This window comes from Labrenzia sp. THAF191a (assembly GCF_009363335.1).
Lineage (GTDB): Bacteria > Pseudomonadota > Alphaproteobacteria > Rhizobiales > Stappiaceae > Roseibium > Roseibium algicola.
Genome location: NZ_CP045333.1, coordinates 904,195 through 920,076, shown reverse-complemented (window position 1 = coordinate 920,076; position 15,882 = coordinate 904,195). Strand labels below are relative to the sequence as shown.

General features: G+C 52.2%; 16 protein-coding genes and 1 tRNA gene. 9 read left to right on the top strand and 8 right to left on the bottom strand.

All coding sequences use genetic code 11. The annotated features are described in order from the left end of the window. Positions 1-35: 35 nt before the first annotated feature. The 5 genes from FIV05_RS04275 to FIV05_RS04255 all read left to right on the top strand — a co-directional run bounded on the left by FIV05_RS04275 (position 36) and on the right by FIV05_RS04255 (position 3,666). On the top strand, positions 36-431 hold the full coding sequence (locus FIV05_RS04275; protein ID WP_075284336.1) for a helix-turn-helix transcriptional regulator: 396 nt from the start codon (positions 36-38) through the stop codon (positions 429-431). Beyond that, entirely contained in the window at positions 424-918 is a 495-nt protein-coding gene (locus FIV05_RS04270) for a hypothetical protein (RefSeq protein ID WP_152508773.1), read from the top strand. Before FIV05_RS04275 ends, FIV05_RS04270 begins: the two co-directional genes overlap by 8 nt. 279 nt (positions 919-1,197) lie before the next feature. Beyond that, positions 1,198-2,115, top strand: coding sequence for a hypothetical protein (locus FIV05_RS04265; protein WP_152508772.1), 918 nt, complete (start codon positions 1,198-1,200; stop codon positions 2,113-2,115). Next, on the top strand, positions 2,105-3,019 hold the full coding sequence (locus tag FIV05_RS04260) for a nucleotidyl transferase AbiEii/AbiGii toxin family protein (RefSeq protein WP_152508771.1): 915 nt from the start codon (positions 2,105-2,107) through the stop codon (positions 3,017-3,019). Before FIV05_RS04265 ends, FIV05_RS04260 begins: the two co-directional genes overlap by 11 nt. Further along, on the top strand, positions 3,016-3,666 hold the full coding sequence (locus FIV05_RS04255; RefSeq protein WP_152508770.1) for a DUF2026 family protein: 651 nt from the start codon (positions 3,016-3,018) through the stop codon (positions 3,664-3,666). The genes FIV05_RS04260 and FIV05_RS04255 overlap by 4 nt, the downstream gene beginning before the upstream one ends. Positions 3,667-3,847: 181 nt before the next feature. Here the strand turns inward: FIV05_RS04255 and FIV05_RS04250 are convergent, their stop codons facing one another. Continuing rightward, positions 3,848-4,084, bottom strand: a complete 237-nt coding sequence (locus FIV05_RS04250) for a hypothetical protein (protein ID WP_152508769.1) — start codon at positions 4,082-4,084, stop codon at positions 3,848-3,850. Between FIV05_RS04250 and FIV05_RS04245 the strand changes: the two genes are divergently transcribed. Together FIV05_RS04245 and FIV05_RS04240 are read left to right on the top strand one after the other, a co-directional pair. Continuing rightward, on the top strand, positions 4,083-4,817 hold the full coding sequence (locus FIV05_RS04245; RefSeq protein ID WP_152508768.1) for a hypothetical protein: 735 nt from the start codon (positions 4,083-4,085) through the stop codon (positions 4,815-4,817). The two genes, FIV05_RS04250 and FIV05_RS04245, sit on opposite strands and share 2 nt — an antisense overlap. 67 nt (positions 4,818-4,884) lie before the next feature. Next, complete coding sequence (locus FIV05_RS04240; RefSeq protein ID WP_152508767.1) at positions 4,885-5,175, top strand: DUF3892 domain-containing protein; 291 nt, start codon at positions 4,885-4,887, stop codon at positions 5,173-5,175. Positions 5,176-5,332: 157 nt separating this feature from the next. On the opposite strand, the gene FIV05_RS04235 is transcribed toward FIV05_RS04240, so the two are convergent. The 6 genes from FIV05_RS04235 to FIV05_RS04210 form a co-directional block, all read right to left on the bottom strand. After that, positions 5,333-6,196 (bottom strand): hypothetical protein, encoded by an 864-nt coding sequence (locus tag FIV05_RS04235; RefSeq protein WP_152508766.1) that lies wholly within the window; start codon positions 6,194-6,196, stop codon positions 5,333-5,335. Continuing rightward, the gene (locus FIV05_RS04230; RefSeq protein WP_152508765.1) at positions 6,193-7,713 is read right to left on the bottom strand and encodes an AAA family ATPase; all 1,521 of its coding nucleotides are present in this window, start codon (positions 7,711-7,713) and stop codon (positions 6,193-6,195) included. The genes FIV05_RS04235 and FIV05_RS04230 overlap by 4 nt, the downstream gene beginning before the upstream one ends. Before the next feature lie 2 nt (positions 7,714-7,715). Then, positions 7,716-9,341 carry a relaxase/mobilization nuclease domain-containing protein gene (locus FIV05_RS04225; RefSeq protein WP_152508764.1) on the bottom strand — a complete coding sequence of 542 codons (1,626 nt, stop codon included), beginning with the start codon at positions 9,339-9,341 and terminating at the stop codon, positions 7,716-7,718. Continuing rightward, positions 9,331-9,663, bottom strand: a complete 333-nt coding sequence (gene mobC, locus FIV05_RS04220; protein ID WP_152508763.1) for a plasmid mobilization relaxosome protein MobC — start codon at positions 9,661-9,663, stop codon at positions 9,331-9,333. Before mobC ends, FIV05_RS04225 begins: the two co-directional genes overlap by 11 nt. A gap of 125 nt (positions 9,664-9,788) precedes the next feature. After that, complete coding sequence (locus FIV05_RS04215) at positions 9,789-10,547, bottom strand: helix-turn-helix domain-containing protein (protein WP_152508762.1); 759 nt, start codon at positions 10,545-10,547, stop codon at positions 9,789-9,791. A gap of 158 nt (positions 10,548-10,705) precedes the next feature. Then, positions 10,706-10,782: transfer RNA gene (locus FIV05_RS04210), tRNA-Arg, on the bottom strand. Between the two features lie 310 nt (positions 10,783-11,092). Here FIV05_RS04210 and FIV05_RS04205 point away from each other — a divergent pair. After that, positions 11,093-12,649 (top strand): cryptochrome/photolyase family protein, encoded by a 1,557-nt coding sequence (locus FIV05_RS04205; RefSeq protein ID WP_152508761.1) that lies wholly within the window; start codon positions 11,093-11,095, stop codon positions 12,647-12,649. A 358-nt stretch (positions 12,650-13,007) separates the two neighbouring features. On the opposite strand, the gene FIV05_RS04200 is transcribed toward FIV05_RS04205, so the two are convergent. Further along, complete coding sequence (locus FIV05_RS04200; protein ID WP_152508760.1) at positions 13,008-13,424, bottom strand: septal ring lytic transglycosylase RlpA family protein; 417 nt, start codon at positions 13,422-13,424, stop codon at positions 13,008-13,010. Positions 13,425-13,765: 341 nt separating this feature from the next. On the opposite strand from FIV05_RS04200, the gene FIV05_RS04195 reads away from it, so the two are divergent. Beyond that, positions 13,766-15,859 (top strand): GGDEF and EAL domain-containing protein, encoded by a 2,094-nt coding sequence (locus FIV05_RS04195; protein ID WP_152508759.1) that lies wholly within the window; start codon positions 13,766-13,768, stop codon positions 15,857-15,859. The last annotated feature ends 23 nt before the right edge of the window (positions 15,860-15,882 follow it).

The following is a 15,882-nucleotide window of genomic DNA, read 5'->3' as shown; positions in this document are numbered from 1 at the left end:
AATAGACACAATTCGGTCTATACGCAAGGCGAAAAATGGATTTGCACAACCGACTACGGGAGTTCCGCGTTCGCGTTGGAAAGAGCCAGCTTCAATTTGCCAAAGATCTTGGGGTCTCGGGCACTGCATATAAAAACTACGAAAGAGGGGCCACGCCGATCCCGAGCACTGTGGTTTTGGCGCTATGTCATGACTTTGACGTTTCCCCAGCGTGGCTGTTTTTGGGAGACGGAGACCCCACGCGAGAAGCTGCAACACAAATCGTCAAATCGGCAGTCTTGGCTGCTCGCACCTTTGCGGAAGAATGCGGACTAGATTTGACCGCAGATCAAGAGGTGCAGCTAATTTGTAAGATGTTCGATCAGTTTTATTTCCATGAACTGAAGCAGAAAAAATTGGAACAAAAAGAAAGTTTCGCAGGCAATGGCTGACTTGTCGGGTGAAGATTCGATTTATTACGAAGCAATGTTGGCACTACATCGCAAGAAAATTGCCGAAATGTGTGCCATGCATGGGGTTCCATTTGAAAATGGGCAAGTTTCCTTTCCACGAGAAGACATGGAAATGATCCGAGCACATATTTCGATGAGCCATTTCGAGCGGTTTTGGAAGAGAAACGCCTTAAAGGTTAAACTTCTTATCGTTTTAGGTTTTATTTGTTCCTTGTTGATGTTGATGGGTCGCGTATTCAGCGTAATCGAAATGTCAATCTATGGAACTGTGAGTAATGCGTTCGTTCTTATATTGTCACTGATCATGTTGTATTTTCTGGAGTCACTAGAACAGCATTTCGGACTGTGGAAACGGCCTGCGGTTACTGGGTCGGATGGTCAGTCGAATAAAAAGTGGACGTTCGTTCCCGCTGACATCGGCCGCTTTGTTAAAGCGCGCCATGACTCTTCCGGTTCAAGTTCCTGACCGCCAGCTGTTTTCAGCAATTTAATTAGTGGCGGCGCTTAATTAACGAAATGGGCGTTTCCTTTATTAACGGGCTTCGTCGTCAAATTTTTTTGTCTAATTTTTGGATTGAAGGTTTACCCTGATACCCTTAGGCACCCGTCCTAAGGACGGGTGCCTAAGGGTATCACGCGAACTCGTTTTGTCAACGATTATTGACTTCTAGGTGGTGTGTGGATATAACGGATTACAATACCTTTTACGTCCTTAGGACGTAAAAGGTATTGTAATCGGATTTAAATGGACAAGAAGCACCAATTTTTTACAGACATAAAACGCATGACCCGCTTGGGCGAAGCCCTAGCGGAGCGGTTGATCGATGATTCGATCCCTCTGGTTTCCAACTACGAAATTTTCAAACACGTCTGGGATATTTACCGCGAGGGAAAGGTTAAATATCTGAGGGGTGAATTTCCCTCTCAAGAAACGTTTTACCGCGTGCGAGACGCTCTGCGGAACGAGGGGCTGCTTCACAAGGATGCCGATTACTCCAGGATGTGGCGTGTTCAAACAGAAGGCGATAGGTCGGCCGACGAAATTGTCTGCCTAGCTGACCGCTATTGCTACATTTCCCATCTGTCCGCAATGCAACAATACGGGCTGACAAACAGACGCTCGAAGCCATTATTCATCACCCAGCCTTCGCCGGCACAGCTTACAGAAGCCTTGGCAAGGCAGTTCATAGCTGACTATCCCGATCTATCCGAGCAAACGCATATCTACGTTGTTCCGCTTCATGCAGTTCACCATCCCAAGACCGTGCGCAAGAGGGCAATCAATGCCCTTGAAACCAAAATGCATGGTGAGTGGCGCCAGGTCCGGGGATCGTACGCACGTGTTGCATCGATTGGTCAAACGTTTCTGGATATGGTTGACATGCCGGAGCGATGTGGCGGCATGCTCCACGTTCTGGAAACATGGGAGGAACATGCCAAGACCTATGCCGAAGAGATCATTAAGCGCATCGATGTGGCTCCCAAACCTATCCACAAAGTCCGGGCAGGGTACATCCTTGAAGAACGTCTCGGAATTCGGGATACCCGCGTTCTTGCATGGAAACAATTTGCGCAAAGAGGCGGTAGTCGGATTCTGGATCCAGGGGCTCCCTTTGCAAACAGATACTCAGAAGATTGGATGCTTTCGATAAATGTCGGGTGAAGAAGAACAGACTGAAAGCGTTACAGTGAACATCGGTGAGTGGGTGGAGAAGGCCAGGGCTGATCCCCAAGCCTATCACGAACGCCAGGCAACCGAAGTCTTCCTTACAGCCCTCGGCATGATCCAATCCTATCGCCACCAGGTTTTTCTGAAAGGCGGGATTCTGATGGGAGTTGTTTATGGCAGCCCTCGCCAGACCGGTGATCTGGATTTCACAGCCTGCCTCGATCCGGAACCCGGTATAGCTGATGATTTCAAGAAGGAACTTGACGCAGTCTTTCCACGGGCGACAGCAGAGCTCGGTTACCCCGAACTGATATGTGCCGTCCAGTCGTGCAGATATCTCCCCAATGCCAAACTCTTCCCTAAAGCCGAAGGACCGGCCCTGATGCTCAAAGTTGCATATGCCGATCGGGGAACCAGACAAGCAGACATGCTGGAGCAGGGAAGGGCAGCCAATGTGCTGGACGTCGATATCAGTTTCAGGGAACCTGTCGGGGCAATTCAAATCGTGAATCTCGCCGACACGGGGGGATCTTTTTATGCCTATTCGCTGATCGACCTGATGGCGGAGAAGCTTCGTGCCCTGCTGCAACAGGAAATGCGCAACCGCTACCGGCGTCAGGACATATACGATCTAGATGCGTTGCTAATGCGTTTCAGTTTGGACAAGGATGAAAAAAGCCGGCTATGTGAGGTGCTTTTGAAAAAATGCAGGGCACGTCATATCGAACCTCATCCTGAATCTCTGTCCCAACCGGAAATTATTCGCAGAGCCAAAGAGGAATGGAAAACACTTGAGCTCGAAATAGGGGAGGTGCCGGATTTTGATGAATGTTTTGCTCGGGTCGATGCTTTTTACCGGGAACTCCCGTGGAGCGCGAAAAATGATGAAAGCAAATGAACGGTAGTAAGCTCACCAGCAAAAAGTTCTTGTTCCCCCTGTTTGAATACAATCGTATCTACCGCATTGCTCATGGCATTCTGCAGGATATTGGAAAGGTTGAGAAGGCATGCATATTCTTTGCCTCATTAGGCTCCTACCTGCTTAACAAACATTACAAAATTCCATCCCGGCCAGTAGCCGGCGCATTTGCACTGTGCGTCAACGACGAGCCAGACGTCGCCTGTTTCGGAAGGCAGGGGGATCAGGGCCTTTCGTCTGACCCGGAAGCCTTTCATATGTGGATTCAGACAGAAACGCATATCATTGATTTCATGGCGCCTGTCTTTCCAGAGGCCTTTGCCAAATACAATCCACCAGCATCAATTACCCGCAAGATGCTCCAAAAACGCCTGGGCGACGAAGCTGCGAATGCGAGCGAACTCAAGGCGGCAGGCGATTTTTTCACACTACCCGACCCCGAGCTAACCGAAAAGCTTCTCGATCAGTTTCTTGAAACACCAGGTAATACAGACCTAATCGCCATCGGCGAGAAATGGTTTGGAAAACGAGGGGCAAAACAGAAGCCATTAATTTCGATGACTAACGATTTAGGGCAGATCTATCATTTGAACCTCCCAAAACATGCTGTCTTGGGTTCCTGGTGACGTAAGCTTCCAAGACAGCCTCAAACCGGTAAACCCAGAGGGTAGCTCTTGCGTCATCGGGTCCAGTCAAGCGGGCAAAAACGGTTCTACAAGGGGTAAGGTCAACCACAGCAGATTGTGGTGTGGTTAAAACCATAAAATACGAGATCGATCTTGACTTGCACTCGTGCCCTTACTCGCCTTATCGAGAACCATGAAGATTAGCTGTGAGCATGCCAAAAATTTCGCGTGCTGCATCAAGATTTGCAGCCTTGGCGAGAACTTCAAATTGATTTTTTCGTTCGCGGGTGATGAAATAACCCATAGAACCACCGAGAGTATCGTCCTCAATATACTCGCGATATGTTTCGTCGTGCATGGGTGACACGTAAAGCGTGGTGTCATTATCCAATTTTGCAATCAAAGCGATATCATCCATGACTGACACTCCAAACTACGGATTTAACCGCTATCCTCAGTTCTCAGTGAACCACATATCTGACTATCTATCGACAGTGCATGCGACACAGCGCACCAAATTAATATGTGCCGCAAAATTCCCAAAAAAGGTTGAAGTTGCAGCGTACTCTCAAGTACGCCAAGCGTTGAAGAGAGCTCTGACCACAGACAATTTTGATCGAGACGGACTCGATTTCCTAGCAGGTAAACTTGAGGCCAGGACGCTCATGGAAAGCGGATACAATCGCGACGAAGCGCTTCGCTGTATAAAAGCGGTTCGAGCATTTCAGGACACATTTACGCCACGACGATTTGGCCGATATGAGCTATCGGCCAACCCCAAGACTCTCCTGAAATCTATTTCTGGTGTGAAGCTCAAAGTGTCGCTCGACGCATTGGTCACACAGTCACAAGATGGCGAAATTTTCGCTGGCGGTTTGATCCTCTTATATGCGTTTTCTTCCGACCGAACCGCAATAACGGATAGGCTCGCCGCCGCATCCGCCCTGATATTGTGGGCCTTGGAAGACGGACAAATGCAGCCTTTGCCCCGACTGTGCATGGCCGTTGATCTTGCGGAGACAAAAGTTGTCAAAGCAAGCCGTTCACACGAACGCTTTAGAGAGCGTGTTGAAGCGTCATGCAGTGAAGTTGCCGCTCGCTGGAATGAAATAGAGCCACCTCACGACTACGATGGCCCTGATTGGCGATGAAAGTACCCAACCCGACATTCGCGTCATAAGTGTGATACCTTCCAGTTGCTATTGGGAGGAATTTATTATGACCATTACCGCCAGAGTTAGATGCATTAAAAAAACTGACCGACAAAGCGCTTGGGAGCGCATAAGCAGTATTGGCGGCACGAACCCAGACGGTAACCGCTGGAAACTCAATTTAGACAGAGCCATTCAAGGCATCGAAAGCAGTGAGTTTGCATTCTACGTGGAACAGCCTGCCGGTGATCGCGTAAATGTGGTTGTGGCCGTAAGTGCTTCTGGAAACAAATATCTGAAGACGACTGCGGACGGTGACCAGCCGAACAATCTTCTGAGTCTTCCTGAATGCCCTTGATGAACCCGAAAGGCGTTCAAAGTCGTTCGATCAAAAGCCACGAAATCGGATGCTGCGCAGCATTTAGCCGCGGAAGTCACCTTCATCCGGGTTGGATTCCAGTGTGATTGAAATAATGGTTAAAATTAAAAAACAAACTAGATTATATCTACGCCAACTATAGAATTGTTCTTTTTAAAACAAGGTGGCCAGTTCTTTTCTCCCATTGAACAATTGAATCGAAAACACTCATGGTTTTGAAATCGGATTCACTTATGGCAAGTCTGAGGTGCATTTCAACTTCCTTGCCGATGGTTTGATTTTTGTTTCGATCCCCCAGCTTCTTCCGAAGATTGACACCTAAAGCCCAACAAAAATCATGACCGTTGGTGATCTGATGGAGATCAAAATTATTTGCGGCTGCAGATTCGATATGAGCTTTTAATTTTTCTACTTTGCCTACTTCGCAAACAGTTTTACCTAAAATTCCAGCGACAAGCTTTCCTTTATCAATTTGGAAGTCTTCATAAAATTTATACCATTGAACATTACCCACAGGGTAACCAAGTCTGAACATTTCATTCGCAAGTTTTGCATGAGAAACGGGCGACAAGGATAGAACAATCGAATCAACGATTTTATCGTGAGAACCGATAGATTTACATTTATCTTCGTCACCAGCTAATCTTAAATAGCGAGACGTAGCCTCCGTTCGAATAGTATCCATATCAAAATCATAGCATTCTGAGTAGATTAAGTCTGGAAGTTGCTCCAATCTGCCTAAGACACGGTCGAAGTCTGCGTCTGCTAGGCCAATGCAACCCACGAACTCTTTTTCGTGCGCAATCTTCATTGCTCCCAGCAGATTGGGTTTTCCATAGCAATTTGTTATTGAGCAGGTATTGCTATCCACAAACTTCTCGAACCTGTCGATATCATTCGCACCTTCAAGTAGCAATTGAGCGCCTTTGAACTCTTGTCGCATAAGAAGAAGTTCGCCAAAAATTTCCTCAGGACCGATCTCGTTGGTCATCGACTTCATGCGAACGGGTCCTCAAAATCAATTATCCCAAAAGGATGCTCGCCTTCATAAACATCACCAAGCTCAACAACCAAATTTGTCCAACGACCTATTAATTGAGGTGAGTGAGTTGCAAGTACAACGTCAAAATTTCGCAGCTTTATAATTTCTATTAAGTCGCCGATGAATTTCTTTTGCCAGGCAATGTGAAGCGAAATTTCTGGCTCATCAATTAGAATTAGAGAATTTGAGGGCATTTCAAATAGCAGTGAGAAAAACAGAACTAGCTGATGCTGCTCTCCAGAGCTGAGTTTCTCGACAGGAATTCGTCTTCCCTTATATGTAACTGCCAATCCATCAGTTTTGTTTATTTCAATTTCTTTTTTTCCGAATCTATTCTCCATCAAAGACTTAAATAGAGAAATTTTTTCATATATTTCTGAAAGTGCATTTAGTTTTTTCTTGTTGTCTTCAACATATACACCGAGAAGTGCATTTATTGCCTCGTCATCATAAGAGCCGGTCGGCATATTTACAGGAACATCGTGTTCACTTTCCAAAATGCCGACCGACATATAACGTTTTCGAAGGGTGTCTAAGAGTTCTAATTCTTCGGCAATGTCGGGTGTGGCTCGATGTTCAATTGCTGAGCGAATGACACGCTGAGGAAATGTTCGGTCTAATGATTGAGAGAGCGCGGCGTATTTTGTTAGCTCACTACGAATAATTGATTTGAGCATGTCTGCTTTTTGTTCGATAGCAAACTGCGTTTTTCCCGCTTGCGTAAGAAAAAAATTTTCGTTGTCTTCGTCATCTTCGTCGAATTCTTGAGATAAAACAATAAGTCTTTGTGTTTCAATAAAATTGCAATTAATGCGCTTTAAAAAGGAAAAGATACTAGATAACGCTTCCCGGTTGACAAACAATTTCGCTGGATTTGGTAATTCATCAGAAAACCTCTCTTCTATTTCCCGGCTTCGAATTATGGTTTTACTACGAGCGTCTAGCCACCGATCCGGTCCGACTCTTTGAAGAAAGGGTAAGTGAAATTCGTATTTCCTCGAGGGACGCCTTTTCCCACTCGGGAGGAGCGAGCGTATCCACTCTCCATCGCGGAGCATGGATATGTATAAAGAGGGTTCTTCCTCGAGGTTTTCGTCAAACTCTAAATTATCGTCATCAAGTTTCTTTCTTAAAATCTCAATTGAGGTTCCGTCAGAGAATAAATAGCGAGCGGCGTCGAAAACTATTCCTCTAAAAAACTTCCACTCTCTTCCAAATAAAGCATCAATTGCTTTTAGACATAAAGTTTTTCCAGCCCCATTGGGTGCTATTACAGCGGTAACATGTTCCTGTGTATTAAATGGAATCATATAATCAAACTCGTCATAGAGGCCGAGTATCTGAAAAGCTTCCAATGAAATAGCTACTTCACTCTCTGAATGCTGCATATCTGTCTCAATTGGTGACTCAAGGATGACATTTATGTACTCATAGAGTTGAGTGCGAAAAGATGCAACTTTAGAACGTGGCAGCAATCCTAGCGCTCTCGACGTGTTTTGCGTGAGCGTCTTGTATTTATCGCAGGATTCTGGAGCTGTTGAGCTTTTCCGTAGCCCCGTAGAGCTCTTCCACCGATCTGCCGGAGGATTCCGGCGCACTGAGCAAGTCGAGCAAGGCCTCGTTGAAGGCCCGTTGCGAGCTGATGGACCTGTCGAGCAACGTTTCGAGTTCGGTCAGCCGTTCTTCCAGCAAGCCGGTCGAGCGTCTTTCCAAATGCTCCAGCTGAGCGGTCGAATGTTCGAAGGCTTTGGTCAAGCGTTCGACCAAGCTCAGCAACCCGCGCTCGAGCGGCGTCAGGGTTTGTTGGGATGGCAGGTTCGGTGCGGAGGGATTGGTGTCTGTCATGGTGCTCTACTTGGTTAGGTGGCAGGAGAAATTCCCGTCTATGTCCCGGCAACGCTCGTACGTGCCGGTTTTCGTGTCGAAGATCAGGATCGGAAATTCCGTGTAAGTTGTCTGATTGAAGGCAGAGGCGATCAGCGCCCCTCTCAAGTGGTTCTCCAGGAACAGAACCCCGCCAAGCGTCAGGACGACCGAGACCAGAATCGCTGCCGAGAGTTTCAACAAGCGGTTCTTCGCCGCCAATCTCTCGTTTTCCGCCATGCCTGTTTTCAGCTGATGGATCTGTTCCTCGCTCGACCTCAAGTGCCTTTCTAACGTTGCGTTCAGTTTCTCCTGGGACGTGCGGATATCTTTGCTGATTGTAGACCCTGCGCTTTTCAACATGCGCTCGATATTCGTCTCGGAGGTCTGAAAGGCTTCGAGCAGCGAGGCGTTCTGATCCTCGTGCATCTGCTCGATGTTCTCGCTCAGTCGCTCTCTGAGCGGTCTTCTCTCTGGTCCAATCTGCATGGAAAATGTCTCCCTTGAGCCGCCAGCGGGTGTCGCTGTCCGGGTCTTTGACTGTGAGATAGGTTCTGCCCTGGCGGGGCAGTTCGAAGCCGGCGCCCTCAAGTGCGGCAACCATGTCCGGCCGGGATGAGATGCGACCGGTGACGATCAGGTCTTCCAGCCAGTTCTGGATGTCCTCGCGGCCCTGTGCCCGAAGCTTCTTTTCCGGAAGCTGCTTGGTGTCCTGCGACCTGGACGGATCTTGCGGATCGGCCCAGCCATGCTCCTTGTTGAGCATGTCGCGCAGGGCATCCATGGCCTTCTGGTAGCCAGGCGGGGCGATGTTGAGACTCTTGCCGGACGTAAGCTCCATGCGCGGCGTGCAGAAATGCAGTTCCACGCGGCCCTCGTGGCTGTGCCGAACCCAGAGCATGTCGACCTGGTCGCGGTCTAGACCAGAAAAGGCGAGCTCGTCGAAGGCGTCCATGACGGCCTGCTGCTGCTCTTCGCTCGGATGGTCGTCCTTATCGAAGCTGATCACGCCGGCCCGGTACGTCCAGGCGTGGGGGCAGGCATCGATCAGCGCCCGGGTGTGGTCCGCGTCGCCCGCCAGCACTTCCGGCAACGGATCGCGGCTCTTCATCAGCGGGACGCCAGCGTCGTCGCGGATGAGATCGCGATTGGCGTCGTAGTCGAGCACATGAGAGGCGATCAGATAATCGACCGGTGCCGCCCCGCCGCCCTTGCCACTGCGGAACAGCTTAATCAGCATGATCTGCGTCCCGCCGTGTGTGGCTGGCAAGGAGGGCCGACATCTGGCGCTCGATGCCGATCAGCTCGGCGAGCAGCTGCAGGCCGTCGAGCTGACGCATGTCGTCGGCGGCCTGGGCGGAGTTCACGGCGCGGGCGATCTGGTTCAGGTTCGTGCCGATGCGGCTGAGCGCTGTCACAAGCTGCGGATCAGCCTGCGGTGTGGCACGGCGGCGCGGGGCTTTGATCTGCCCCAACGCTGCGCGCAACAGCTCCGAGACGGAGATTTTGTCCGCGGCGGCGCGGCGCTTGAGATGTCTCTTTTCCTCCGTCGTACAGCGCATAACAACCGTCTCGGCGAGACGGGCCGTTTGCGGTCCGGAGGGGTTCGAAGGGGAGGCCTGCCACCCCTCGCAAGGTCCTGTGTCGTATGACACGGGTCGCCTTGCTCTTGTCCGATCCGCCGCAGTCATGCCGCTTGCCTGTAGGCTGTCTGAGAGGCCGATTGGTGCGCGATCACGGGCAGTCTGTTCAGGAAATACGAGAGGCAATCTTGCTCTTTGTCCGAGCCGTCTTCCGGTGGCCATCGCCCTGGAAGCTGGTATCCGGAGAAGCCGTTGACGCTGGTTGCGAGATTGAACCGCGCCAGGTCGGGCAGGGTCTTTTCGGCCAGCCAGGCGTTCCATTCATCGACCTGTCTGGTCTGAGCCGTTGGCAGGACGACGACGGGAATGGAGCGACGGAAAGCCGCCTTCGCGCGCGCCTCACGCGGGTTAGGTTTTTTATTTATTTCTTTCTCTTTGTTTGGTGGACAGATTTGACCGCCTTTGCCGGACACATCTGACCGCCTTTCGGGACAGATCTGTCCGCCTTCAGAAGAGGCAAGGGGGACAGATTTGTCCGTCTTTTCTCGAAGCTCTGAAGCCTTTAGGATCGAGGCGTCGGTAGGGCAATACTCCGTATTGTGCCCGACGCCATTCCCGCGTTGAACGCTGAGCCATTCACCGATTTCCAGATCTCGGATGGCCCGCTGGATGGATTTGACACTCTTGCCGGTTGCTTCGGCAATGGTCTTGTAGGACGGCCACGCCTTCTCGGTGTGGCCGTTCACATGTGCGGTCACGATATAGAGCGCAATGCACTTGGCATTGTCATTGATATTGGCATCACAGCTCAGCAGTCTCAGCCACTGAAGCTTAACTTCCCGGAATGGACGGCGCTCAGACATGTGCGCCTCCCTGGAACGATGTCGCTACCTGCAGATGAACTGAGGTCGTGGCTGGGGAGAAAACGCGAACAAAAGTCGTTTCTCGTACATACTGCGAACAATGCTCGATTAGAGCAACGCGCAGAATTGTATAAGCTATTGAATTTTCTGCAGATTTTTGGCGCACCCGACAGGATTCGAACCTGTGACCTCTGCCTTCGGAGGGCAGCGCTCTATCCAGCTGAGCTACGGGTGCTCTTCGCGCGCGCAAGGGCTGCGCGGCGGATAGAGGGGTCTGATACAAGATCCGGCGATCCGGGGCAATCGCTTTCTGAAATTTTGGACAAGATATCGGCGGGGTTGTCGGGGCTGGATGAACGTCGGGTTATCTGCGCACCTGTTGGTGATTTTTGGGGGCTCGAGCCTGGCTGGTCAGGGAGAAACTGGCCGAAGAAAGAAGGGCGGGTGTCGTTTGATCCGGGAGCGCGAGGAAAAAATGGCCGTAGAGGTGATAGGGCGGCGGGGCTTGTGCGTAGGAAGGCCAGGACCGGAAAAAACAGAGCCCCATGACCGAGACCAACCACTGCCGTTCGCTTGTACTTGTGTTGGGAGACCAGCTGAGACTTGAACTGTCCAGCCTCAAGCGGGCCGATCCGGCCCACGACAGGGTTCTGATGGTCGAGGTGATGGCAGAGGCCACTTATGTACGCCATCACAAGAAGAAGATTGCCTTCCTGTTCTCCGCCATGCGCCACTTCGCCGAAGAGCTGAAGGAAGCCGGCTGGACGGTGGATTACGTCAAGCTGGATGACCCTGACAACAGCGGCAGCTTCAAGGGCGAGGTGAAGCGGGCCTGCGAACGCCTGCGGCCACAGCGGATGGTGGTTACCGAACCCGGCGAGTGGCGGGTCTTGGAGGATATGCGCTCCTGGTCCGACGCTTTCACCCTGCCGGTAGAGATCCTTACCGACACGCGGTTCTTCTCAGCGGTGGCGGATTTTCGGGCATGGGCGGACGGACGCAAGCAATTGCGGATGGAATATTTCTACCGCGAGATGCGCCGTTCCACCGGCCTGCTGATGGACGGTGACAAGCCTGCGGGCGGCAAATGGAACTATGATGCAGACAATCGCAAGCCCGCGCAGCCGGACCTGTTCATGCCAGAGCCGAAACGCTTTGAGCCGGATGCAATCACGCGAGAGGTGCTGGACCTGGTCGCCAGTCGATTTTCCGGGCACATAGGCGATCTTGAGCCATTCTGGTTCGCGGTGACCCGCAAGGACGCGGAAGAGGCCTGTGAGCACTTCCTGGCCGACATGCTGGCCGATTTCGGAACATATCAGGATGCCATGCTGAGCGGCCGGAAGTTTCTGTTCCACTCGGTCCTGTCGGCCTATCTGAACGCCGGCCTGCTGGATGCCAAGGTGTTGTGCCGGAAGGTGGAAGAGGCATGGAAAGACGGCAAGGTTCCGCTCAATGCCGCCGAAGGATTCATCCGGCAGATCCTTGGCTGGCGGGAATATGTGCGCGGCATCTACTGGCTGAAGATGCCGGACTATGTCGACAACAACACACTTGGCGCCGACCGTCCGTTGCCCGATTTCTACTGGACCGGACGGACACGCATGCGCTGCCTGTCGGAAGCGATCGGCCAGACCTTGGAAGAAGCCTATGCCCACCACATTCAAAGACTGATGGTGACAGGCAATTTCGCCCTGCTGGCCGGCGTCAGGCCAAAGGAAGTGCATGAATGGTATCTGATGGTCTATGCCGACGCCTATGAATGGGTGGAGGCGCCCAACACCATTGGCATGAGCCAGTTCGCCGATGGCGGGCTTCTCGGCTCCAAACCCTATGTATCGAGCGGCAATTATATCGACCGGATGTCGGACTATTGTGGCGCATGCTCTTATGACGTGAAGCAGAAGACCGGCCCGAAGGCCTGTCCGTTCAATGCGCTTTACTGGGACTTTCTGGACCGCAACAAGGAGGTGCTCAAGGGCAATCCGCGGCTCGGTCAGCCTTACGCGTCCTGGGCCAGGATGGGGCCGGAAAAACAGCAGCTACTCAAGGAAAGTGCTGCGGACTTCCTGAAACGTCTACTTGAGGGGGAGGAGGTCTGAAAGTGGCTCGTCCGCGTAAGCAAACGCAGAGGCTATCGAGGGCTGTTTCGAGCCGGTTACGGCGGGATGAGGAATGTTACAAAAAAAACGCGCAGCCGTTAGACTGCGCGAATAAAGTTACTGTGCACGTGGCCCCATCGACCACGGCGGCAACTCTAGCGGCATCTTTCTCGATTGTCATTACCGTAAAATATTTTATTTTTTGATTCACTGTAATGCGACTGATCGTTATTCATACTGAGTCATATATGAAATAATGTGTCGTACAAATTAATTCATTAAATTCAGCGCTTTAAATTTGTCATACAATTTGGAGGCGCCGTTGCGGCAAGGAAATATTGTCTTTCCTGCCGCAAATTTATTGGCAAATTTGCTTATATTCGGAAGATATTTTCCCGGTTTTGCTGGAAAGTTTTACGCGCGTGATGCCTCTGCGGACAAAACCGAGCTCTTTTGCTGCCGCCCAGGTCACATCTATAACACGGCCCTTGGCAAAGGGGCCCCGGTCGTTGATACGCACCGTGACGGTCTTTCCGTTGGCAAGATTGGTCACATCCACCAGCGTACCGAAGGGCAGGCTCCTGTGGGCTGCGGTCAGCCGATTGGGATTTGCACGTTCACCACTGGCGGTGGTGCCGCCGAGCTTGTACCAGGACGCTTTCCCGCATTGTTGATAGACGCCCGCCTGAGCACCGCTGACGACACCTGCTGCTGCAAGCAAGGCACCCGCCAAGGCAACGCGCGATAAATGCCGCGCGAAGGTAATTCTCTTCATGATAGTCCCCCTGGGGCAAGTGAGCCCGCCCCGATCGATCTTGAACACAGTTTCGTGACGACGCTCGTAACATTCCGTAGCGGCGCCTTTACGTCGTGAGGGTGATCAAAATGTGGCAGTTTTCGGGATAAATGAGGCGTTAGTATAAAATAAACATAAAATTTTAAATACATTTGAAAGAGTCGCATTAATTTTTGATTTACTATAAAAATTCTAAGAGTTGTGGGTAGTTTTTCTGTTTCGGTTTTGCCAACTGAACTGTGTTAGTAATTTTTACATAGGAGCGGCGCATGTGTGTATTGATTAGCGCCATTTTAACGGCAATTTGAAAGGGCGGTCTGGTGCAAGTCAGCCATCGGTTCTTAAGCGACCGGCTGGAACAATCCGGTCGTGCGGAAAATAATAATCTTACAGGCTTCCACACGTCCCTGCTGGAGGTTCTTCCCCATGCTGCGGCCTACGTCGCGCAGGATGGCAGCGTCCTTGTTCACAACAAGCAAATGAAGGCGCTTTGCGCCGCAAAAGGTGTCTTTCCGGTGCCGGTCAGCCTGCCGTCGCTTTTGTCGGAAACCAGTTGGCGGCGGTGCGAGGCGGTTCTGTCGGCGGCCTTCAGCGGCGTTCCCGCGCAGGCGAGCGGGGCCATCGTGCTGCAGTCGGGCGAAACCTTCTGCCACCACATGATTTGCACATCCTTTGTCTCCCTCTCGGGCGAGCGCCAGGCCGTCCTGGTGCAGTTCGATCTGGAAGAACACGGCCAGGACGAGATCGTTACCCTGCCAGAGCCGGCGCGAAATGAAATCCGCTCCGCGAAGTCCGCAAGAGATCTCGATCTTCTGGAGCATTTTCCGGACGACGTTCTTGTGTTCGACGGTTCCGAAAGCCCCGACGAAATGGCGGGAAAGCTGCTGAAGCTGATCAACAGCGACTATGAAGTGGACCTCTTGGCCGAAGCCCTGGAAAATCTGGAAGGCGAACTGCCGCAGACCTTCTATATTCCGGAAAACCGAAGCTTCCAGGCAGCAGGTTACGTGGCTGATCGCCAGATGTGCGAAGTACGGCTCGTTCCCATTCCCGGTGCGGTGAAAAGTAAGCCGGGCATCGGTGCCTCCATGGCGGTTATCCGGCGCAATGTCGACTGCCCCCAGGAAACCGCCGAAAACAGGCGCCTGGCGTATCTCGACCCGCTGACCGGCCTGGAGAACCGCCGTGCCTTCACCAAAGCCTTGAAACGCGAGTTGACCCGGCTTGCCGCAGAAGATGAAATCGGCCTTGCCGTTCTTTATATCGATCTCGACGAGTTCAAGAAGGTCAATGATCTTGGTGGCCACGACGCGGGTGACGACATGCTCCAGCGTGTCGCGGCTTGCCTGCGCCTGACCTTGGGTGAATTCGGTACAGCCGCCAGGATCGGCGGCGATGAATTTGCCGGCATGGTGCCGGTGGTCAACGAGGAAGCCGCTCTCGATATCGCCGAGGAAATTCTGGCCGGTTTTGACCGTATCCGCCTGGAGGTGGGGGACCGGGTGTTCACCATTGGCGGGTCCATCGGTGTGGCGTTCCTCGACAGCAATGTGAAGCTGCGTGAAGGCGATGCGGCAGCTCTACTGGGGCTGGCCGACCGGGCATGTTTGCGCGGCAAGCGATTTGGCGGCCGTTCCGTGCAGGTTCATTCGGTGCAGCCGCAGGACTGCGAAGGGGCGGGTGGTGAGCTGGCGGATCTACCCGAGCCGGGAAGTTTCCGTGGCAACGAGCTGACGCTCTACGCGATGCCCATCGTCTGCCTGAAGCGGAACAGGGCCTGCGGTTCTGAAATCCTTCTGCGCCTGCAGGGGGATCGTGCCCGGGGCCTGTCTTCACGTGCCTGGATCTCGGCTGCCGAACGCTCCGGTTTCATTGCACAGGTGGATGCCTGGACGCTGGACAAGGTGCTGGACGCGGCAGAGCGCAATCCCGACCGTACCATCCTGACGATGAACGTCTCGGCTGAATCCGCCCGCGATCCGGTCTTCCGTGACGGGCTCTATCATCGTTTGTCGGTCAATCCGCTGCTGGCATCCAAGCTGTGTCTTGAAATCGCGGAAAAGGATTTCCTGCGAGAGCCGGCGAGCGTTCAGGCGTTTTTCAAGTTCGTGAATGAACTGGGGTGCCAGACCGCCATTGACGATTTTGCCGGACACTGGCCGGTTCTGTCGCGGTTGACCAACCTGCGTGTCGAATGGTTGAAGCTTGAATCGAGCCTCACTCAGCAGGTGGTGGAAGAGCCCGCCAAGGCGGCCATCCTGAACGGGCTGGTTCGCGCGGCGCACGAACTCGGCATCAAGGTGATCGCCAAACATGTTGAAACGGCGGAAGAGGCCAGTCTGCTGAGGGAGCTCGATATCGAGGCGGCACAGGGCTTCTTCTTCGGTCGGCCCGAACCCTGGCCCGGCGGTTGAGCGAAATCTGAGATCGTAAAAAA